This is a genomic window from Mitsuaria chitosanitabida ATCC BAA-476 = NBRC 102408 (assembly GCF_001598255.1).
Lineage (GTDB): Bacteria > Pseudomonadota > Gammaproteobacteria > Burkholderiales > Burkholderiaceae_C > Roseateles > Roseateles chitosanitabidus.
The window spans coordinates 313,865-332,631 of the sequence record NZ_BCYP01000006.1 but is presented as its reverse complement, the minus strand read 5'-3'; the positions used below and the strand labels follow the sequence as shown (position 1 = coordinate 332,631).

The window sequence follows — 18,767 nt, the reverse complement described above, 5'->3', positions numbered from 1 at the left end:
TCAGGAAGGGCCAACGACAGAGGCCACCGTCAGGTGGCCTCTTTGCTTTGGGGAGCTCCGAAGAGCGCGCGCTCAGCGGAGCGCGAGCGCTCAACCGTACATGCGCGACAGCTTGTCGACGATGCCGGCCTTCTGGCCCAGGTTGGACATCGAGGTGTCCAGCGCCGTGTACTGGCGACGCAAGCGCTTCTCGTAGTTGGCCACGCGGTCCTCCAGCGAGTCGATGCGCTTGCCGTTGGACTTGAGGTTCTCCTGCAGGCCCTTGGTGCGGGTGGTCAGCGCGCCGTCCATGCCCAGCATCTGGTCGGTCATCTCGCGCAGCTTGGTCGCGATGCCGCTGTTGTCCTTGTTGACCTTGTCGACCCCCATGAACAGCTGCTTGATGTCGGCCCGCTGCGAGATCGCCTTGGTGAACTTGGTGTCGTTGATCGAGATCGTGCCGTTCACGCCCATGGTCAGCCCGATGTCGGGCAGGTGCGCGAAGGCGCCGGGCAGCGTCGTGCCCGAGCTCACCGCGCCGCGCAGCCGGTTGATCATGTTCACCGCCGTGCTGTCGCCCTGCAGCGTCGCCGCGGTCTTGGTCTCGGCGTCGTACTTGGTGTTGTCGCGCATCAGCGTGATGGCGGCGTTGTACGCGGTCACGAAGTCGCTGATGACCTTTTTCAGCGCGTCCTTGTCCTGTGCCGCCGTCACCGTCGCGGTGCCCACCTTCTGCACGTTGAAGGTCACGCCGTCGATGGCGGAGTCGATGGTGTTGGTGGCCGAGGTGATCGCCAACCCGTTGACGGTCAGCTCCGCGTTGGAGGCCTTCATGTCCTCGGTCATGCGCGAGGTCTGCCCCGCGACACCGAAGGCCAGGTCGGCCAGCGAGGGCTTGCCGGGCTCGGGCGGATTGGTCGGCGCGGCGGTCAGCCGGAAGCCGTTCTCCGCGCCGGTGTCCTTGGAGCGGATCACCAGGCGCGAGCCGTTGACGTCGTTCACCAGCGAGGCCACCACCCCGGCGCCGGCGCCGTTGATCTTGTCGCGCACGTCCTCGAGCGAGTCGCGTGACGGATCGATGGTGACCGCCTTGGGCGAACTGCCCGCCTTGGGCGTGAAGCTGGCATTGGCCCCCCAGGTGCCCAACTCGAAGGTCAGAGTGCCGCCACCCAGCTTGTCGCCCTTCTTGAACATCGGGCTGGACAGGCTCTGCGCCGCAGCCAGCTTGTCGACCTTCATCGCGTAGCTGCCCTCGGCCGCGCCGGAGCCGCCGGTCGCGGTCACGATGGTGGCGTCCGACGAGGTCGCGGTGATGCTCTGCCAGGTCTCGGGTTTGGTCAGCTTGGACGAGGCGTCGCGCAGCGCGCTCAGCGCCGACTGGATCTTCCCGAAGACCGAGATTTTGGTCTTGATCTTGTCGCTCGCGTCGTTCAGGTTGTCGATCGGCTTGCGCTCCACCGACACGAGCTTCTGGACGATGGCCTCGACATTGAGGTTGCTGCCCAGACCGGTTGAACTGATTCCCATGGAATCCTCCCTGCTGTCCGTGCGCCTTTTGGCGGCGCTGTCATGGCACGAAGGTTAAGCAACATTTCCGGTTTGTGAAGCCGGCAGATGCGCAGTATTCACGCGCCAATTTGGTGCTTCGGGTGTCACGGGGCGGTCGCGGACGCCCATGAAAAAACGCCCCTGTCGGGGCGTTCTTCAGAGGAGGCCTGCGGTTCAGCGGGTCGTCGGATCCGGTGCCCCGGGGAGCGCCGGCGGCACCTCGGCGGGGACGGTCCGGATCACCCGCTGCGGGAACGGTATTTCAATCTTGAAATGATTCAGCAGCCGCAGGATGGTCAGGTTGACCTCCGAGCGCACCCCGCCCTGCCCGTTGTGCGGATCGGAGATCCAGAAGCTGATTGTCAACTCCAGGCCGTCGGCGGCGAAGTTGCTGAGCAGCACCGAGGGGCCGGGCTCGGACAGCACGCGGGGCACGCGCTTGATCGCCTCGATCAGCTGGGGGAACAGCTGGTCCAGGTCGGTCCCGTAGGCCACCTGCACCACCGTCGAGACCGACACCTGCGGATCGGCCAGCGAGAGGTTCTCGACGCGGGTGGTGATCAGCGACTCGTTGGGGACGATGGACTCGCGACCGTTGAGCGCGCGGATCACGGTGTAGCGGGTCTTGATGTCGCTGATCTTCCCTTCGAAGTTGTCGACCCGGACCATGTCGCCGATGCGCAGCGAGCGCTCGGCCAAGATCATGAAACCGGACACGTAGTTCGAGGTGATCTTCTGCAGGCCGAAGCCCAGGCCCACGCCGACCGCGCCGCCCAGCCAGGACAGCGCGCTCAGGTTCAGGCCCAGCATGTTGAGCGCCACCAGCGCGCCCACGGCCAGGAGCACGGTGCGCATGATGTTGACGGCGATCTTGCGCATCGACAGGTCGACGGCCTTGCCGCGCAGCATGCGGGCCTCGATCACCGACGACAGCCACAGCACCACGATCATCAGCAGGCCGGCCAGGAGCACGTTCTGCATGAGGTCCAGCACCGTCGGGAAGTCTTTCGTGTCCGGATCCTTGGGCAGCCATCGCACCTTGATGTCGTTCAGCTCCTCCATCAGCCAGGGCAGCAAGCCGACGATCCACAGGATGGAGCCCAGCCACGCGGCCCAGGACACGCTGCGCTCGAGCAGGCGCGTGCCCAGCGAGTCCGGGAAGGCCGCGCGCAGCACGCGGGCGACGAAGCGGATGATCACCAGCGACATCAGCACCGGGATGACCAGCTTGAACAGCGCCATCGGCAGGTCGATCAGCGGCATCAGCCGCCGCGCGCCCAGCGCCAGCAGCAGCGCGACGACCGGGAACAGCAGCCCGTCGAAGACACGGCGGCCCAGCAGCACCGAGCGCTGCGCGTCGACGTTGCGCGCGTGCCGGCCGATGCGGCTGACGATCAGCCAGGACAGGCCCAGGCAGGCCAGCAGCAGTCCGACTTCGATGAGCGCGTTCACGCTGACGAGTGAACGCCCCAGCGCGCGGAGTTCCGCCAGGCTCATGGTGTGATTCAGGGAGGGAGTCAGGATCGGTCTCTCGGGAAGTCGGAAGGTCGGAAAGTCTCGATGGCGGCGCGTCGTCGCTCCCGCCGGATCGATGGGGTCAGGTCTTGCTCAGATGCCGGCCAGGGTGCGCAGGTGGATGCCGACACTGCGCGCCAGCGCGCCCAGGTCGTAGCCGCCTTCCAGGCAGGACACGATGCGGCCCTTCGCATGGCGCCTGGCGACGTCCATGATGCGCAGCGTGATCCACTCGTAGTCGGCCTCGACCAGTCCGAGCTGGGCCAGCTCGTCGTCGCGGTGCGCGTCGAAGCCGGCGGAGACGAAGATCATCTGCGGCTTGAAGCGCTCCAGCGCGGGCATCCACAGCGCCTCGATCATCTCGCGCACCTCGGGGCCGCGGGTGTAGGGCGGGATGGGCAGGTTCAGCATGTTCGAGCCCTTGGGCTCGGTCCCGCTGTACGGGTAGAGCGGGTCCTGGAAGATGCCCACCATCAGCACCCGGTCGTCGCCGGCCAGGATGTCCTCGGTGCCGTTGCCGTGATGGACGTCGAAGTCCACCACCGCGACGCGGTCCAGCCCGCGCACGTCCAGCGCGTGGCGCGCGGCGATCGCGACGTTGTTGAAGAAGCAGAAACCCATCGCCTGGTCGCGCGTGGCGTGATGGCCGGGCGGCCGCACGGCGCAGAAGGCGTTCTCGGCGCGGCCGTCCAGCACCAGGTCGGTGGCCTGCACCGCGGCACCGGCGGCATGCAGCGCGGCCGACCAGGTGTGGGCGTTGGCGCAGGTGTCCGGGTCCAGTGCCTTCATCGGATGGGGCACGCCCTGGCGGGCCTGCTCCTCCAGCGCCTGCAGCTCGGCCTTGAGTTCGGCGACATAGCGGGCGGAATGCGCGCGCTCGAGCGAGGCGATCTGGGCGAGGTCGGCGTCGTGCCGGTCGAGCGCGGTGTCGATCCCGTGGGAGATCAGCCAGTCCTCGATGGCGGCGATGCGCTGCGGGCATTCGGGGTGCCCGGCGCCCATGTCGTGGCGCTGGCAGTCCGGGTGGCTGATGAAGGCGGTCGGCATGGGATGGGCGTTGTGGTGGCTCCGTCGGAGCGAAGACTTTCTGCGCTATCGTGCGCCGATGATCTCCGACGCTCCGACCCTCGCCTCCGCCCCGCTGGCCGACCTGCGGCGGCAGATTAGCACGATCATCAAGGGCAAGCCGGCGCAGACCGAGGACTGCCTGGCCTGCCTGCTGGCCGGGGGCCACCTGCTCATCGAGGATCTGCCCGGCGTCGGCAAGACCACGCTGGCCCACGTGCTGTCGATCTCGCTGGGGCTGCGCTTCTCGCGCGTGCAGTTCACCACCGACCTGATGCCCTCGGACCTGCTGGGCGTGAACATCTACCAGCCCGGCGCGCAGACCACCGGCGGCAACCCCTTCCAGTTCCACCCCGGCCCGGTCTTCAGCCAGGTCCTGCTGGCCGACGAGATCAACCGCGCCGGCCCCAAGACCCAGAGCGCGCTGCTGGAGGCGATGGAGGAGTACCAGGTCAGCGTCGACGGCACCACGCATCCGCTGCCCCGCCCCTTCTTCGTCATCGCGACGCAGAACCCCAGCGAGCAGCTGGGCACGCACCCGCTGCCCGAATCCCAGCTGGACCGCTTCCTGATGTGCATCAGCCTGGGCTACCCGGACCGCCAGGCCGAGCGCGAGCTGCTGATGGGCCAGGACAGCCGCGAGCAACTGCGCGCGCTGCGCCCCGTGATGACGCCCGAGCAGCTGATGGCGCTGCAGCGGCAGGTGCTGGCGGTCCACGTCTCGCCCGCGCTGCTGGACTACCTGCAGGCGCTGCTGGAGGCGACGCGCTCGGGCGAGTGGTTCCAGGAAGGGCTGAGCCCGCGCGCCGGCCTGGCGCTGCTGCGCGCGGCCCGCGCCAAGGCGCTGCTGAGCGGGCGCGACTACGTGTCGCCCGACGACGTGCAGGCCATCCTGCCGCAGACCATCGCGCACCGGCTGCGTCCGCGTGGCGCCAGCGCCCGCGGTGCCCGCGAGCAGGTCCGCGCCATGATGGCCGCGGTGCCGCTGCCGTGACCGCGGCCTCGCGGGACCGCGCCTCCACCGCTTCACCGCCCCAGCCCGCCCGGAGCGCCGCGTGCCCTCGTTCCACCTGAAGCGGCCGGCCGTGCGCTGGCCCTGGCAGCGCCGCTGGAAGCGCTGGTGGCAGAACCGCCATCCGGCCAGCGACACGACCGCGCTGAACCAGCGCAACCTCTACATCGTGCCGAGCCGGCCCGGCTTCGCCTTCTGCGCGACGCTGCTGGTGCTGCTGCTCGCGTCGATCAACGACCAGCTCAGCCTGGGCTACCTGCTGACCTTCCTGCTGGGCGGCGCGGGGCTGGCATCGATGCACTCGACGCACGCCAACCTGCGCGGACTCAAGCTCGACCTGAAGACGCCGCCGCCGGCCTACGCCGGCCAGCCGCTGGCGCTGGACGTGCGCCTGCACAACGCGGGCGCGGCGCGCTTCGGCGTCGGGCTGCGGCTGCCGGGCGGCGCGGCGGCGGACACCGCGACCGCCGACGTGCCCGCGCAAGGCCACGCACAGCTGCACCTGCAGCTCAGCTTCCCGACCCGCGGCCGGCATGCGCTGCCGCGGCTGCGCATCGAATCGCACTTCCCCCTCGGCCTGTTTGTCGTCTGGAGCTACTGGCGTCCGGCGGCCCAGGCCTGGGTCTACCCGGCGCCGGAGCCCGACGCCCCGCCCGCCGCGTCGGTGGAGGAGGCGCTCCCGCAGGGACAAGGTCAGCCGGGCCTGGGCGACGACCCGGGCCTGCGTCCGTACCGGCACGGGGATTCGCCGCGGCAGATCCTGTGGAAAAAATCGGCGCTGGCTTTGGCGCAACCCGCCTCGCCGGGCGGCTCGGGCGGCGCGCCGCTGCTGGTGCGCGAGCGCCTGGGCAGCCGCGCGAGCGAGCAATGGCTGGACTTGGCCGCCACGCGCGGGCTGCCCTTCGAGCTGCGCCTGTCGCGGCTGGCGGCCTGGGTGCGGCGCGCCGAGGAAGCCGGCCTGCCCTACGGCCTGCGGCTGCGCGGCGTGGCGCTGGCGCCCGACCTCGGCCCGGAACACTTCCGCGCCTGCATGGAAGCGCTCGCGCTGGCGGAGGAGCAACCGTGAGCGCGATCCCGAGCGGCCACGCCGCGTCGCCGCGCGCCGGGCGCAGCCCGCTCCCGCGCGAGGCGCGCGACACCCTGTTCCTGCTGGCCATCATCGCGGGCACGCTGCTGCCGCATGCCGGCCATCTGCCCTGGTGGTGCAGCGCGATCACCGCGGCGGTGCTGGGCTGGCGCGCCCGGCTGGCCTGGCGCAGCGAGGCCCTGCCCGGCCGCTGGAGCCTGATGGCCGTGCTGGCCCTGGTGATCGGCCTGACCTACCTGACGCATCACACGCTGCTGGGCCGCGAGGCCGGCATCACCATGCTGGCGATGCTGATGGCGCTCAAGACCTTGGAGCTGCGCGCGCGGCGCGACGCCTTTGTCGTCTTCTTCCTCGGCTTCTTCCTGGTGCTGACGCAGTTCCTGTACTCGCAGTCGCCGCTGGTGGCGCTGTGGATGCTGGCCTGCGTCTGGGCGCTGCTGTCGGCGCTGGTGCTGGCGCAGATGCCGCAGGGCGTGCCCAGTCTCAAGCTCGCGGCGCGCATCGCGGCGCGCAACACGCTGATCGGCGTGCCGGTGATGCTGGCGCTGTTCCTGCTCTTCCCTCGTCTGCCGCCGCTGTGGGGCCTGCCCAAGGACGCCGGCGCCCGCACCGGCCTGTCGGACACGATGAGCTTCGGCGCCTTCGCCGAGGTGGCCAACGACGACACCATCGCGATGCGGCTGCGCTTCGAGGGCCCGCCGCCCGCGCAGCCGCTGCTGTACTTCCGCGCCCAGGTGCTGTCGCGCTTCGACGGGACCACCTGGACCGCGTCGCGCGTCACCTGGGGCGCTCCCGGCCGGGACCCCGTGCCCGAGGGCCCGCCGGTGCGCTACGTCGCCACGCTCGAGCCGCTGCGGGTGAGCGCCCTCCCCCTGCTGGAGGTCGCCCCCGGCGCGACCGGCGCGACCCTGCAGGCGGGCCGGCAGACCGCCATGCGCGGTCAGCAGGGCCAGTGGCTGACGCCACAACCCATCGCCGAACGCCTGCGGCTCACGCTCGAGGCCTGGCCGCGCGCCCGCTGGGGCCTGTCGCCCAGCCGCGCCGAGCGCAACGAATCGCTGTCGCTGCCGGCCGGGCTGAATCCCCGGGCCGTGGCGCTGGGGGCCGAGCTGCGCGAGCGCTTCGCCGCCCTGGACGACGACGCCCGCGCCGAGGCCGTCCACCGCGAGCTGCTGACCCGCATCCGCCGGGACGGCTTCGGCTACACGCTGACTCCGGGCACCTATGGCGAGACCACGCCCAACGCGGTGGACGAGTTCTGGTTCGACCGCCGGTTGGGCTTCTGCGAGCATTTCGCGGCGGCCTACGTGGTGCTGATGCGCGCGGCCGGCGTGCCGGCACGGGTGGTGACCGGCTTCCAGGGCGGCGATCCGCAGTTGCAGGACGGCGACCTGATCGTGCGCATGAGCCAGGCCCATGCCTGGGCCGAGTTCTGGACGTCCACCCGGGGCTGGCAGCGCGCCGACCCGACCGCCGCGGTCGCGCCGGAGCGCGTCCAGGGCCAGCCGCTGCGGCCGCCGCCGGGCGTCTTCGCCGGCGCGATGGACGTCTTCAGCCCGGGCCTGCTGCTGGAACTGCGCGGTGCCTGGGAGCGCCTGAACAACCGCTGGCAGCAGACGGTGCTGAACTTCTCCGCCGGCGACCAGATGGGGCTGCTGCGCCGCCTGGGCTTCGAGGAGCCGGACTGGGGCACGCTGGCGCAGATCGCCGGGCTGCTCTTCGCCAGCCTGGGCGTGGCGGGCGCCGCGGTGGCGGCCTGGCAACGTCGGCCGCACGACCCCTGGTCGCGTCAACGCGCGCGGGTCCGCCGCGAGCTGGCGCGCCTCGGCCTGGAGACGCGCGACGACGAGACCCCGCGACGCTGGGCCGAGCGCCTGGGCGCGCTGCACGGCGACGCGGCGGGGGCGCTGGCCGCGGCCCTGTTGCAATTGGAAGCGCAGCGCTACCGGCAGGACCGGACCGCCGGCACGTCACAATGGCAACGGCAGTTCGCGGCGCTGTGCGCCGAGTTCCGCCGGCGCAACGCCTGACCCCCTCGACGCGCGCTGGAAGGCGACTCGCCGCCTGCCACGCCCTCCGGCCCTTCTCAGTCCGACCTCGACCGACCACCGCATGACCGTCCCTGGCCGTCCCCTCCCCCGCCGCCTCCTCCTGCAATCGCTGCTGAGCGTGCCGCTCGCGATCTCGCCGCTACTGGCCGCCCCGGCGCTGGCGCAGCCGGAGACCAAGACCGCCACCAAGCCCCACGCCAGGCCCGCGGCCAGGACGAAGGCCAAGGCCAAGCCGGCCAAGCCCGCAGCGCTGCCCGCCTACGGCGATCGCGCCGACGTGATGGCCTTCGCCGACGCGGAGGCCCAGGCGCTGGGCTACGGTCGCGAGGAGCTGCGCGCGGTGCTGGCGCTGGCGCGCCCGCAACCGACGGTGCAGCGGCTGATCCTGCCCGGCCCGCCGGGACAGGCCAAGGACTGGGGCGCCTACCGCCTGCGCTTCGTCGAGCCCCAGCGGCTGCAGGCCGGCCTGGCCTTCTGGGCCGAGCACGAGGCCGCGCTCGCCCGCGCCGAGGCCACCTATGGCGTGCCGGCCGAGATGATCGCGTCCATCATCGGCGTGGAGACCTTCTACGGCCGCATCATGGGCGGCTTCCGCGTGCTGGACGCGCTGGCCACGCTGACCTTCGACTACCCGTCCCCGCTCCCGCCCGGCGCGCGCGATCGCAGCCCTTTCTTCCGCGAGGAGCTGCGCCAGTTCCTGATCCTCGCGCGCGAGAACGGCCTGGATCCGCTGGCGATGAAGGGCTCGTACGCGGGCGCCATGGGCTGGGGTCAGTTCATGCCCGGCAGCTGGCGCCGCTTCGCGGTGGACTTCGACGGCGACGGCCACATCGACCTGATCAACAGCCCGGTCGACGCGATCGGCTCGGTGGCGCACTTCCTGCGCGAGCACGGCTGGCAACCCGGCATGCCGACGCATTACGAAGTGCAGGTGCCCAACGACACCGCGGCGCGCGCGCAGCTGCTGATCAGCGACGTGCTGCCGCAGCTGGACGCCAAGCAGTTCGAGTCGGTGGGGGCGCAGCTGTCCCCGCAGGGCCGCGCCCACAACGGGCCGCTGGCGCTGATCGAGCTGCAGATGGGCGGCGCGGCGCCGGTCTACGTGGCGGGCACGCAGAACTTCTACACGGTGACCCGCTACAACCAGAGCAGCTACTACGCGATGGCCGTCATCGAGTTCGCCAACACGCTGGCCAGCTGGCGCAAGGCGACCGGGGCGAGGAGCCCCTCGCCCGCCTCCGGCCCGGCCAGCGGCAACTGAGCGGCCTCACGGCGCCGGTCGCGCCTCGTCGACGGAGCGGCCGGCCGACCGGCGGTCCGTCTCCGGCGCGCGCCCGCGGGTGGTCAGCGCCGCGGCGTCCGCGGGGGATCGCGGTCCTGCCGCGGGCGGTCTGGTCGGCCGCCCTGCTCGCGATGCGAGCGATCCACGTCGTTGTCGCCCTCCGGTCCCTTCTGACCGGTCTCGCCGAGGCGATGGTCCTCGTCGTCATGTTCGAGTCCGCCCTGCAGGCCGGGCGGGAAGCGGGAAGCGCCTGAAGCCATGATGCAAGCCTCCTTGACGTGAGACGCCGATCGTGGCGCCCACCCGGTCGATCTTAGCCATCGACGCTCGCGGGCGATGCACCGTCCGTCGCCCGGCCCTGACGTCGGCTCAGCCCTTGCGCGCGACGCGCAGCCGGCGCATCACCGGCTCGTTGAGCTGCCTGGTCAAGGGATTCCACTTGGCGCTGAGCTTGTCGATCCGGGCCAGCAGCGGCTGCGCGGTGGCGGCGTCGCCGCGGCCCAGCGCCCAGATCGCGTACTCGGCCCAGGCCTCGACGCTGCCGAAGCGCTCGGAGGCCGCCTCGAACTCGGCGCGCGCCTCGACCTCCCGGTCCATCGCCGCCAGCGACCGCGCCGTCAGCAGCGCGACCGTCTCGGCGCGGAAGTCGCGTTTCTCCTCGCGGATCGAGGCCAGGTGACCGAGCGCCTGCGCCGCCTGCCCGCTCTCCAGGAAGGCGCGCGCGGCGCTCAGGCGGATCTCCAGGTCCTTCGCGAACGGGCCGCGCAGGCAGGCCTGGTACTGCTCGGCGGCCTGGGCGGCGTCGCCCATGTCGAGCAGGGCGGCGGCCAGGCGCATCTGGTTCTGCGCGGTCGGCGTGTCCTCGAAGGCGGCGCGTGCCTCGCGCAGCTCGCGGCCCGGGTCCATCGCCCGGCCGGCGGCGCGCACCGCGCGCGCGGCGCCACGCTCGATGCGCGAATGCGGCAGCACGAACATGAACAGGTAGACCACGCTGCCCAGCAGCGGGAACGAGAACAAGATGATCAGCCAGTACAGCTGCTGCCCGTGGCGCACCACGTGAACGGCGCAGAACAGCGCCAACAGGACGTGCAGTCCCAATCCGACGAACGGCATCGCCATTCCCTCCCGCGATCGATTGATTTGATTGCTTTTCGGCGAGCGCGGATTCTGCCTGCCCACCTTGAAAACTCAACCGCCCGATGGTGACGGCGTGTCGCGATCCGGTTCGTCGGATCGGCGAGCCGTGCGCTCAGCAGTGCTGCCAGAAGCGCTCGTTCCAGGGACGCAGATCCAGCTCGCTGGTCCAGGCGGTGCGCGGCTGGCGGTGCAGGAACAGCAGGGTCTCGGCGATGTCGGCGGGAGCGGACTGGGGATGCGTCTCGCCGCGGCCCTCGTCGATGTCGGCATCGATCATCACGTGGGCGACGTGCACGCCTTGCGGCCACATCTCCCGCGCCAGCACCTGCGCCATGCCGCGCTGGCCGAACTTGCCGGCCACCAGGTTCAGATGGGCCTCGCGACCGATGAGGGACGAGGTCGACCCCACCAGCAGCAGCGTGCCACGGCCGGCCGCGCCCATCGCGCGGCAGGCGCGCCGCGCCACCAGGAAGGCGCCGAAGCAGTTGTGCCGCAAGCCCAGCTCGAAGGCCGGGACCTCGATGTCGGCGATGGTGCCGGGACAGAAGCTTTGCAGCGCGTAGACCACGAGCGTGGGCGCCGCGCCGAAGTCCGCGTCCCAGGCGGAGAAGACGGTGTCGACCGAAGACTCCATCGTGACGTCGCCGACATAGGCGCGGTGCCGCTCGCCGCCCGGCAGACGGTCGAGCAGATGCTGCAGCCGTTCGCCATTGCGGGCGACGACGCCCAGCCGGAAGCCCTCGGCGTGCAGGCGTGCCACGAGCGCCTCGCCCAGGCCCGGCCCCACGCCGAACAGCAAGGCGGTCTGCTCGCCCGGCACCGCGTCGACGCGCGCAGGCATCGGACTGACCTCGATCCGGCCATGCTGACGCGACGCGCGGCCGAGGCCCAGGCGCCGCAGGCGCGAGATCGGCGCGGCGCGCGTGAACTGGAAGTTCAGCGCGACCGGTCCCACCGCCACCCTGCGCTGGACCTTCAGCGCCTTCCAAATGATTTGCAGCACGTCGTTCGTCTCGTGGGTTGCTGACGCCACGAGGCTATGCCCGGGGTCGCGGGCCCGCCACGCCGACTCAGGGGACAGGTATCCGCCCTTTGGGGGAAGGCGCGTCCTCCACCTCGAGGAGGAATGCCCACCGGCGGCCCGGAAACGACGAAGGCGCCTCGCGGCGCCTTCAGCGGATGCCCGATCCGGGCGGGGAAGTGACCCAGGGGCTCAGTGGACCAGGCCGATCCACTCGCCGCGACGCTGATAGGCGTCGAACAGGTCCTGCGCGACGGCCTGCAGGCGCGCGTCGCCGCGGGCATGGGCGGCCGACAGGCGCTCCAGCGCGTAGAGGCGGTCGTAGAGCATGCGGGTGGGTTGCAGGGTCAGGCCATGCACGGCCATCAGGTCCTGCAGCACGAACAGCTCGTCCATGCTGGCCGTGCCGGCGACGGTCAGGCCGAGGTCCGGCACGAGTCCCCAGGAAGCCTGGGCGGATTCGGGCATCAGGTGCGGCGGGATCGTGTTCAGCATGGGGGCCTCGGGCGGGTTCAGGTCGGCGTGGAACGGATCATGAATCGCCCGGCCCGAAACTTGAGCCGGAAAAGCACCGTGATTCCCGGCCAGTTCGAGCGATCACCCGACCGCCGCGGATCCCCCTGATCGGCGCCTCAGGTCCGCGGCGTGACGATGAAGCTGGACAGCTCGTGGCACCAGGCCGAGGCGGGCACGTCGAGCTCGTTGAGGGCCTGCACGTCGATGCGCGCGTCGGTGAGCATCTTGGCGGAGGCCGCGTTCAGGCCGTGATGGTGGTCCTTCTTCTCCAGATAGACGACGCGCTGGATGCCGACCTGGATGATGGACTGCACGCAGCGCGGACACGGGTACTGCGTCGTGTAGATGGTGCTGCCGGTGAGCGGCAGCACGACGCAGTTGAGGATGGCGTTGACCTCGGCGTGGACGATGTAGCTGTGGCGCGAGTTGGCCGGATCGCTGTCGTCATCGGACCAGTAGGCCGGATCGTGATCGTCGCAGCCGCGCGGCAGGCCGTTGTAGCCGACGCCCACGATCTTGAAGTCCGCGCTGGCGATGCAGGCGCCGTTGCGCTTGCGGCTGTCCTTGGACCGGGCGCTGGCCAGCAGGGCCACGCCCATGAACATCGAATGCCAGTCGATCAGCGGTTGGTTGCTCATGGCGTGCGCAGGAGAAGGAGGCCGGAGGAGGCGCAAGAGTGTAGTGGAGGCGCTCCGGGGCGCGGGCCACTGCGCTGTTTCAGGCAGCAGCCGGCCGCTTCTGCTGGGTGGCCGGAGGAAAGGACCGCGCTTTGAGTCATGGTCGACGGGCAGGAGCGCCCGTACGGTGAGGGGTCCGCGACGGCTCTTCCGGCGTGTTGCATTTTCAATGTACTTGTAGACTTATGCCTCACTTTTCCAACACCTCGACCGGCATGCCTCGCCGTCCGCCACCTCCACCGTCGTTCTACGAACAGGCCGTGCTCGACCTGGCCGAGCAGCGCTCGCTGCTGCGCGCGCGCGACGTGACGGACGCGGGCATCCCGTCCATGGTGCTGAGCCGCATGGTGCGCAGCGGACGGATCCAGCGGGTCAGTCACGGGGTCTACGCTCCGCGAGAGCGGGACGTCTCGGAGCACGTGTCGCTCGCGGAGGTGTGTCTCCGGGCGCCACGGGCGGTGGTGTGCCTGGTCTCCGCGCTGCGGTTCCATGAAGTCGGCTCCCAGCAACCGTTCGAGGTCTGGATCGCGCTGCCCTCCAGCGCGTCGGTACCGCGTCTCGACCTGCCCGTGGTTCGCGTCACTCGCATGTCCGACCAGGCCCTGGCCGAGGGCGTCGAGCACCACGAGGTCGATGGCGTGCGCGTCCCCGTGTTCAGTGTGGCAAAGACCGTGGCGGACTGCTTCAAGTACCGCAACAAGGTCGGCATCGACGTGAGCGTCGAAGCGCTTCGCGATGGTTGGCTCCAGAAGGCCTTCACGGTCGACGACCTGTGGCGTTGCGCAACCGTTGATCGGGTGCGCAACGTCATGCGTCCCTACATGGAGAGCCTGATCGGATGAGCCGCAATGTCGCCGCCTCGGTGCGTGCGCGGCTCAAGAATCTGATCAGTCCACGCGCCGACTTCAACTTGCTCACGACCCGCTATGGGCTGGAGCGTCTCCTCTACCGCCTGTCCATCTCACCGCATGGCGAGGCGTTCCTCTTGAAGGGAGCGCTGCTATTCACGCTCTGGTATCAGGACCTCCAACGGCCGACACGAGATGCCGACTTCCTCGCCGTGACGCCCACGGACGTTTCCCGCCTCGTGGCGATCTTTCGCGAGGTCTGCGGCATCGATGCGGACGACGGGGTGGTCTTCGATCCGGAATCGGTCCGCGGAATGGAGTTGAGCATCGCATCCAAGACGGGCGTCGTGCGGATCACGCTGGTGGGCGACCTCGCCCGCGCACGCATTCCGATCCAGATCGACATCGGTCATGGCGACCCGGTATCACCTGGGCCGCAGTCCGTCGTGTTTCCAACGCTGCTCGACGACCTCCCGTCGCCGCGCCTGCTGGCCTACCCGAAGCCGACGGTCATCGCGGAGAAGCTGCACGCGATCTGCTCGCATGGATTCACGAACACGCGCATGAAGGACTACTTCGACCTCGACGTTCTTCTGCATGACGAGGATGTCGACTTCGAGCAGTTGCGAGAGGCCATCGACGCGACCTTTCGAAACCGAGGCACGCCATGGCCCGCGTTGCCGCCGGTCGGCCTGACTTTCGAGTTCGCGACCGACCCGGTGAAGGTTCGTCTCTGGACCGCCTTACAGAGAAAGAACCGCATGCAAGAGATGCCCCTGGCCCAAGTCATCGCGCGCATCGTCGCAGCCCTGGGCAGGCGAAGCCTGCTTTGAGGATCAGGGGCGGCGGCGTCAGCCGCCGTCCCTCACTTGGCGACCGTCACGCCCTTGTTCGCCAACGCGTCGGCGCGCTCGTTGCCCGGGTCGCCGGCGTGGCCCTTGACCCAGCGCCAGTCGACGGTGTGCAGCTTGCGCAGCGCGTCCAGGCGCTGCCACAGCTCGGCGTTCTTCACGGGCTTGCCGTCCGCCGTCTTCCAGCCCCGGCGCTGCCAGCCCGAGATCCACTCGGTCATGCCCTTGCGCACGTACTCGCTGTCCGTGTAGATGACGATGTTGCAGCTGCGCTTGAGCGAGGTCAGCGCCTCGATCACCGCCGTCAGCTCCATGCGGTTGTTCGTGGTGTTGCGCTCGCCGCCGAAGAGCTCCTTCTCATGGCCGCCGCTGCTCAGCCACGCGCCCCAGCCCCCCGGGCCCGGGTTGCCCTTGCAGGCGCCGTCCGTGTAGATCACCACGCTGGGCTTGGCGATCTTGGGCGCGGCGGGGGCGGAAGCGTGGTCGGTGGACTCGGTCATGAAGCGAAGCAATCAGGAATTCAAGGAAAGGTGCGGCGGTGCGCGACAACGCGGGCCGGTCGGAAAGGTCAATCGGTCCGGTCGCCCGGGCCGCGGTGGCGATGGTGCACGGCGGCGACCGCCGGCGCGGTCTTGGCCACGCGCTTCTTGCCGCGCGCCAGGCCGACCAGCCGCATGCCATGCACGCGCTTGATCGCGATCACGCCGTACAGCGCACCCAGCACCGTCCACCACTTGCCGCCCGGCTTCTCGATCCATTGCCAGCGCGACAGCCAGGGCTCGCTCAGCAGCGGTGGCCGATAGCAGCCGAACTGCGCCCGCTCGACGTCGAACGACAGCAGCCGCAGCCAGTCGCGCAGCCGCCAGTAGCCGATGTACTCGCCCTCCTCGGGCAGGTACAGCCGCGGCGGACGACCCAGCATCCGCCCGTTGACGCGGGCCAGATTCTGCCTCACCGCCCACAGGCTGGCGGGGTTCAGGCCCAGGATCACGACCCGACCCTCGGGCCTCAGCACGCGCTCCACCTCGCGCAGGCAGCGGTGCGGGTCGCGCGCCTGCTCCAGCGTGTGCGGCAGCAGCACCAGGTCCAGGCTGTTGGATTCAAACGGAAGCGCGTCGAACTCGCACAGGATGGACACCCGCCCCGCGCCGTCCAGGCCCACCGCCGGCAGGGCCTGCGGCTCGGGCTGGTACTCCAGCGGATGTACGCCCAGGCCCGGCATCGGCGGGCCCTCGACCACGGGACCCGGCACCGGCGGATGGTTCAGCGCCAGCCAGCGGTTGGACATCCGGTTGGTCCGCAGGCCGTGCAGTTGAGGGCAGCCCAACTGCAGCGCGTGGTAGCCGAACCAGTCGATCACCGCGGCGTCGATGAAGCGCTGCTCCCAGGCCAGCAGATAGCGGCCGGCGGGCGTGCGCAACCAGTCGGCGAGCTGCGCCGCGGCAGCGCCCTGCCGGGATGACGCCTCTACAATCGGCGCCGATTCGTCGTCCTGGCCCGGTGTCTTCATCGCTGGGACCTGATCCGCCTTGCACGCATGAACCTCGTCGCCCTCCCCGCCTTCACAGACAACTACATCTGGCTGCTGCATGACGGCACGGGAGCGATCGTCGTCGATCCGGGCGACGCGGCACCGGTGCGGGACGCACTGGACGCGCTGGGCCTGGAGCTCCGAGGCATTCTAGTGACCCACCACCACGCCGATCACGTCGGCGGCGTGCGTGATTTGCTGCCCCTGCTGGCCGACGGCGCCCGCGTCTGGGGCCCCGCCGGCGAGGCCCTGCCCATCGAGGTCGAGCCGCTCGCCGAAGGGGACCGCTTCACCCTCATGGACCGCGTCTTCGACGTGATCGATGTCCCGGGCCACACGGCCGGACACATCGCTTTCGTCCTGATGCAACCGGCGGGCGAGACCCACGGCGACCCGGCTTCGGCGCCGGACGCGGCCCCGATCCTCTTCTGCGGCGACACCCTGTTCTCCGCGGGCTGCGGCCGCCTGTTCGAGGGCACGCCAGCGCAGATGCTGGATTCGCTGCGCAAGCTGGCGGCGCTCCCCGGGCATACCCGGGTGTGCTGCGCGCATGAATACACCTTGTCGAATCTGCGATTTGCTCGCACAGTCGAGCCCCGAAACGAGGCGGCGGCGCGCCACGAGGCCTGGTGTCTGGCCCGGCGCGACGAGCAGCAGCCCACCCTGCCCTCCACCCTCGCCGTGGAGCTCCAGATCAACCCCTTCCTGCGCTGCGACGTCGCCGACGTGCGCGACGCCGCCATGCGGCACGACCCGAGCGTGACCGCGGAGCCGGTCTCGGTCCTGGCCGGCCTGCGCCAATGGAAGAACGTCTTTCGCTGAGAGTCCGATGCACCGACACCCGACCCCCGTTCCCGCCTTGATCGATCCGTCCGACTCCCCTTCGCGCGACGTCCGCGCGACCGCCTCCCCCAAACGTCCCGCGTTGACGCTGCTCGCGGCGCTGCTGCCGCTGGCGCTCGCCGCCTGCGCGACCAAGACCGCGCCGCTGGCCAGCAATGCCGACGCGCAGGCCGCCGCCCAGCAGTCGGTGCAGGCCGTCGAGGCCGGCGCCTCCGCCGTGACCCCGGCCAACACCACGCCCAGGACACTGGTCGCCGCGCCGATGCCGGTCGAGAAGCTGGACGTGCTGCTCGAGGACACCATGAATCCGGGCGAGAAGATCGACCTGGACTCGCCCCGCGCGCACGTGGACCTGTGGGCCCGCATCCGCTCCGGCATGGCCATGCCCGACCTGGACAACGACCTGGTCCGCAAGGCCGAGGACTGGTACAGCACCCGCCCGGACTACGTCGCCCGCATGACCGGCCGCGGCAGCCTGTACCTCTATCACGTGGTCGACGAGGTCGAGAAGCGCGGCATGCCCTTGGAACTGGCCCTGCTGCCCTTCGTCGAGAGCGCCTTCCGCAACGACGCGCAGTCCTCGGCCAAGGCCGTGGGCATGTGGCAGTTCATGCCCGCCACGGGCCGCGATTTCGATCTGAAGCAGAACATCTTCCGCGACGACCGTCGCGACGTGCTGGCCTCGACCAAGGCCGCGCTGGACTACCTGCAGCGCCTGGGCAAGATGTTCAACGGCGACTGGCAGCTGGCGCTGGCGGCCTACAACTGGGGTCCGGGCAACGTCGGCAAGGCGGTCGCGCGCAACCAGAAGGCCGGCCTGCCCATCGACTACGACAGCCTGCGCATCCCCGACGAGACCCGCTACTACCTGCCCAAGCTGCAGGCGGTGAAGAACATCGTGATGCGGCCGGAGGCCTTCGGCCTGCAGCTGCCGCCGGTGGCCAACCACCCGTACTTCCTGTCGGTGAACATCGACCGCGACATCGACGTGGCCCGCGCCGCGCAGCTGGCCGAGCTGGACGAGGACACCTTCCGCCAGTTCAACCCGTCGATGAACAAGCCGGTGATCCTGGCGGCCAGCAGCGGCCAGATCCTGCTGCCCTACGACAACGCCAGCACCTTCGTCGCGAACCTGGAGCAGTACCGCGGTCCGCTGGCCTCGTGGACGGCCTGGGTGGTGCCCAAGACGATGAAACCGGCCGACGCGGCCAAGCAGGTCGGCATGAGCGAGACCGGCATCCGCGAGATCAACCGCATCCCGGCCCGCATGCTGATCACCAAGGGCTCCACGCTGCTGGTGCCGCGCAGTGCCGGGCGCGACCAGGACGTGTCCGAACACCTGGCGGATCACGCGAGCATCGCCTTCGCGCCGGACGTGCCGCCGATGCGGCGGGTGACGCTCAAGGCCGGCAAGGGCGACACGGTGGCCAGCGTGGCGCGCCGCTATCGCCTGGGCACGACGCAGCTGGCGCAGTGGAACAAGGTCAGCACCAAGGCCGCGTTCAAGCCGGGCCAGCAGGTCGTGGTCTTTGTGCGCGAGGGCCAGACGCTGGCGGCCGCGGAGCCGGTGACGGCGCCGGCCAAGGGCAAGGCGGTGGTGGCGCGCAATGCCAAGCCGGCGAAGACGACCCGCGTGGCGTCGAGCGCGACGAACAAGGCGACCAAGTCCTCGGGCAAGACCCGCTCCGCCAAGGTCGCGAGCAGCGGCGGCGAATCGAGCGGCCGCACGGTGGCGACGAAGACAGCGCTGCGTTAGGCACGCTCGGGCCTGCGACGGCCCTCACTCCTGCCCTCTCCCGCGCGG

Annotated in this window: 17 protein-coding genes; 8 read left to right on the top strand and 9 right to left on the bottom strand. The window is 70.3% G+C overall.

All coding sequences use genetic code 11. The features are described from left to right. Positions 1-90: 90 nt before the first annotated feature. The 3 genes from fliD to MCHT01_RS04445 all read right to left on the bottom strand — a co-directional run bounded on the left by fliD (position 91) and on the right by MCHT01_RS04445 (position 4,089). Positions 91-1,506, bottom strand: coding sequence for a flagellar filament capping protein FliD (gene fliD / locus MCHT01_RS04455; protein WP_067062860.1), 1,416 nt, complete (start codon positions 1,504-1,506; stop codon positions 91-93). A 195-nt stretch (positions 1,507-1,701) separates the two neighbouring features. Then, on the bottom strand, positions 1,702-3,024 hold the full coding sequence (locus tag MCHT01_RS04450; RefSeq protein WP_067062858.1) for a mechanosensitive ion channel family protein: 1,323 nt from the start codon (positions 3,022-3,024) through the stop codon (positions 1,702-1,704). A 111-nt stretch (positions 3,025-3,135) separates the two neighbouring features. Continuing rightward, entirely contained in the window at positions 3,136-4,089 is a 954-nt protein-coding gene (locus MCHT01_RS04445) for a histone deacetylase family protein (RefSeq protein WP_067062855.1), read from the bottom strand. 58 nt (positions 4,090-4,147) lie between these two features. Here MCHT01_RS04445 and MCHT01_RS04440 point away from each other — a divergent pair, with 58 nt between their 5' ends. From MCHT01_RS04440 to mltB, 4 genes are all read left to right on the top strand, one after another. Beyond that, positions 4,148-5,101 carry an AAA family ATPase gene (locus MCHT01_RS04440; RefSeq protein ID WP_067062853.1) on the top strand — a complete coding sequence of 318 codons (954 nt, stop codon included), beginning with the start codon at positions 4,148-4,150 and terminating at the stop codon, positions 5,099-5,101. A gap of 61 nt (positions 5,102-5,162) precedes the next feature. After that, positions 5,163-6,185 carry a DUF58 domain-containing protein gene (locus MCHT01_RS04435; RefSeq protein ID WP_067062851.1) on the top strand — a complete coding sequence of 341 codons (1,023 nt, stop codon included), beginning with the start codon at positions 5,163-5,165 and terminating at the stop codon, positions 6,183-6,185. Beyond that, entirely contained in the window at positions 6,182-8,236 is a 2,055-nt protein-coding gene (locus MCHT01_RS04430) for a transglutaminase TgpA family protein (protein ID WP_067062848.1), read from the top strand. Before MCHT01_RS04435 ends, MCHT01_RS04430 begins: the two co-directional genes overlap by 4 nt. 82 nt (positions 8,237-8,318) lie before the next feature. After that, positions 8,319-9,518 (top strand): lytic murein transglycosylase B, encoded by a 1,200-nt coding sequence (mltB, locus tag MCHT01_RS04425; RefSeq protein ID WP_148661372.1) that lies wholly within the window; start codon positions 8,319-8,321, stop codon positions 9,516-9,518. Positions 9,519-9,908: 390 nt separating this feature from the next. Here the strand turns inward: mltB and MCHT01_RS04415 are convergent, their stop codons facing one another. The 4 genes from MCHT01_RS04415 to MCHT01_RS04400 form a co-directional block, all read right to left on the bottom strand. Continuing rightward, positions 9,909-10,652: a tetratricopeptide repeat protein gene (locus MCHT01_RS04415; RefSeq protein ID WP_067063104.1), complete on the bottom strand. Its 744-nt coding sequence runs from the start codon at positions 10,650-10,652 to the stop codon at positions 9,909-9,911. Positions 10,653-10,788: 136 nt separating this feature from the next. Next, on the bottom strand, positions 10,789-11,679 hold the full coding sequence (locus tag MCHT01_RS04410; RefSeq protein ID WP_067062843.1) for an SDR family NAD(P)-dependent oxidoreductase: 891 nt from the start codon (positions 11,677-11,679) through the stop codon (positions 10,789-10,791). A 210-nt stretch (positions 11,680-11,889) separates the two neighbouring features. Continuing rightward, the gene (locus MCHT01_RS04405; RefSeq protein WP_067062840.1) at positions 11,890-12,192 is read right to left on the bottom strand and encodes a hypothetical protein; all 303 of its coding nucleotides are present in this window, start codon (positions 12,190-12,192) and stop codon (positions 11,890-11,892) included. A 137-nt stretch (positions 12,193-12,329) separates the two neighbouring features. After that, the gene (locus tag MCHT01_RS04400) at positions 12,330-12,851 is read right to left on the bottom strand and encodes a deoxycytidylate deaminase (RefSeq protein WP_067062837.1); all 522 of its coding nucleotides are present in this window, start codon (positions 12,849-12,851) and stop codon (positions 12,330-12,332) included. 299 nt (positions 12,852-13,150) lie between these two features. Between MCHT01_RS04400 and MCHT01_RS04395 the strand changes: the two genes are divergently transcribed. Next, the gene (locus MCHT01_RS04395; RefSeq protein ID WP_245643152.1) at positions 13,151-13,732 is read left to right on the top strand and encodes a type IV toxin-antitoxin system AbiEi family antitoxin domain-containing protein; all 582 of its coding nucleotides are present in this window, start codon (positions 13,151-13,153) and stop codon (positions 13,730-13,732) included. Beyond that, a complete protein-coding gene (locus MCHT01_RS04390) occupies positions 13,729-14,571 on the top strand; it encodes a nucleotidyl transferase AbiEii/AbiGii toxin family protein (protein ID WP_067062835.1) in 843 nt (280 codons plus the stop codon). Before MCHT01_RS04395 ends, MCHT01_RS04390 begins: the two co-directional genes overlap by 4 nt. Positions 14,572-14,603: 32 nt before the next feature. Here the strand turns inward: MCHT01_RS04390 and rnhA are convergent, their stop codons facing one another. Beyond that, positions 14,604-15,089 (bottom strand): ribonuclease HI, encoded by a 486-nt coding sequence (rnhA, locus tag MCHT01_RS04385; protein WP_067062832.1) that lies wholly within the window; start codon positions 15,087-15,089, stop codon positions 14,604-14,606. 68 nt (positions 15,090-15,157) lie between these two features. After that, positions 15,158-16,099 carry a class I SAM-dependent methyltransferase gene (locus MCHT01_RS04380; RefSeq protein ID WP_084451827.1) on the bottom strand — a complete coding sequence of 314 codons (942 nt, stop codon included), beginning with the start codon at positions 16,097-16,099 and terminating at the stop codon, positions 15,158-15,160. Between the two features lie 27 nt (positions 16,100-16,126). Between MCHT01_RS04380 and gloB the strand changes: the two genes are divergently transcribed. Together gloB and MCHT01_RS04370 are read left to right on the top strand one after the other, a co-directional pair. Then, complete coding sequence (gene gloB / locus MCHT01_RS04375; RefSeq protein ID WP_067062829.1) at positions 16,127-16,942, top strand: hydroxyacylglutathione hydrolase; 816 nt, start codon at positions 16,127-16,129, stop codon at positions 16,940-16,942. 7 nt (positions 16,943-16,949) lie between these two features. Continuing rightward, positions 16,950-18,719 carry a transglycosylase SLT domain-containing protein gene (locus MCHT01_RS04370; protein WP_084451825.1) on the top strand — a complete coding sequence of 590 codons (1,770 nt, stop codon included), beginning with the start codon at positions 16,950-16,952 and terminating at the stop codon, positions 18,717-18,719. Positions 18,720-18,767 lie beyond the last annotated feature (48 nt).

Coding starts and splice junctions, on each gene's coding strand:
- fliD (WP_067062860.1), bottom strand. CDS start 1,506: ATGGGAATCAGTTCAACCGGTCTGGGCAGCAACCTCAATGTCGAGGCC.
- MCHT01_RS04450 (WP_067062858.1), bottom strand. CDS start 3,024: ATGAGCCTGGCGGAACTCCGCGCGCTGGGGCGTTCACTCGTCAGCGTG.
- MCHT01_RS04445 (WP_067062855.1), bottom strand. CDS start 4,089: ATGCCGACCGCCTTCATCAGCCACCCGGACTGCCAGCGCCACGACATG.
- MCHT01_RS04440 (WP_067062853.1), top strand. CDS start 4,148: ATGATCTCCGACGCTCCGACCCTCGCCTCCGCCCCGCTGGCCGACCTG.
- mltB (WP_148661372.1), top strand. CDS start 8,319: ATGACCGTCCCTGGCCGTCCCCTCCCCCGCCGCCTCCTCCTGCAATCG.
- MCHT01_RS04415 (WP_067063104.1), bottom strand. CDS start 10,652: ATGCCGTTCGTCGGATTGGGACTGCACGTCCTGTTGGCGCTGTTCTGC.
- MCHT01_RS04405 (WP_067062840.1), bottom strand. CDS start 12,192: ATGCTGAACACGATCCCGCCGCACCTGATGCCCGAATCCGCCCAGGCT.
- MCHT01_RS04400 (WP_067062837.1), bottom strand. CDS start 12,851: ATGAGCAACCAACCGCTGATCGACTGGCATTCGATGTTCATGGGCGTG.
- MCHT01_RS04390 (WP_067062835.1), top strand. CDS start 13,729: ATGAGCCGCAATGTCGCCGCCTCGGTGCGTGCGCGGCTCAAGAATCTG.
- rnhA (WP_067062832.1), bottom strand. CDS start 15,089: ATGACCGAGTCCACCGACCACGCTTCCGCCCCCGCCGCGCCCAAGATC.
- MCHT01_RS04380 (WP_084451827.1), bottom strand. CDS start 16,099: ATGAAGACACCGGGCCAGGACGACGAATCGGCGCCGATTGTAGAGGCG.
- gloB (WP_067062829.1), top strand. CDS start 16,127: ATGAACCTCGTCGCCCTCCCCGCCTTCACAGACAACTACATCTGGCTG.
- MCHT01_RS04370 (WP_084451825.1), top strand. CDS start 16,950: ATGCACCGACACCCGACCCCCGTTCCCGCCTTGATCGATCCGTCCGAC.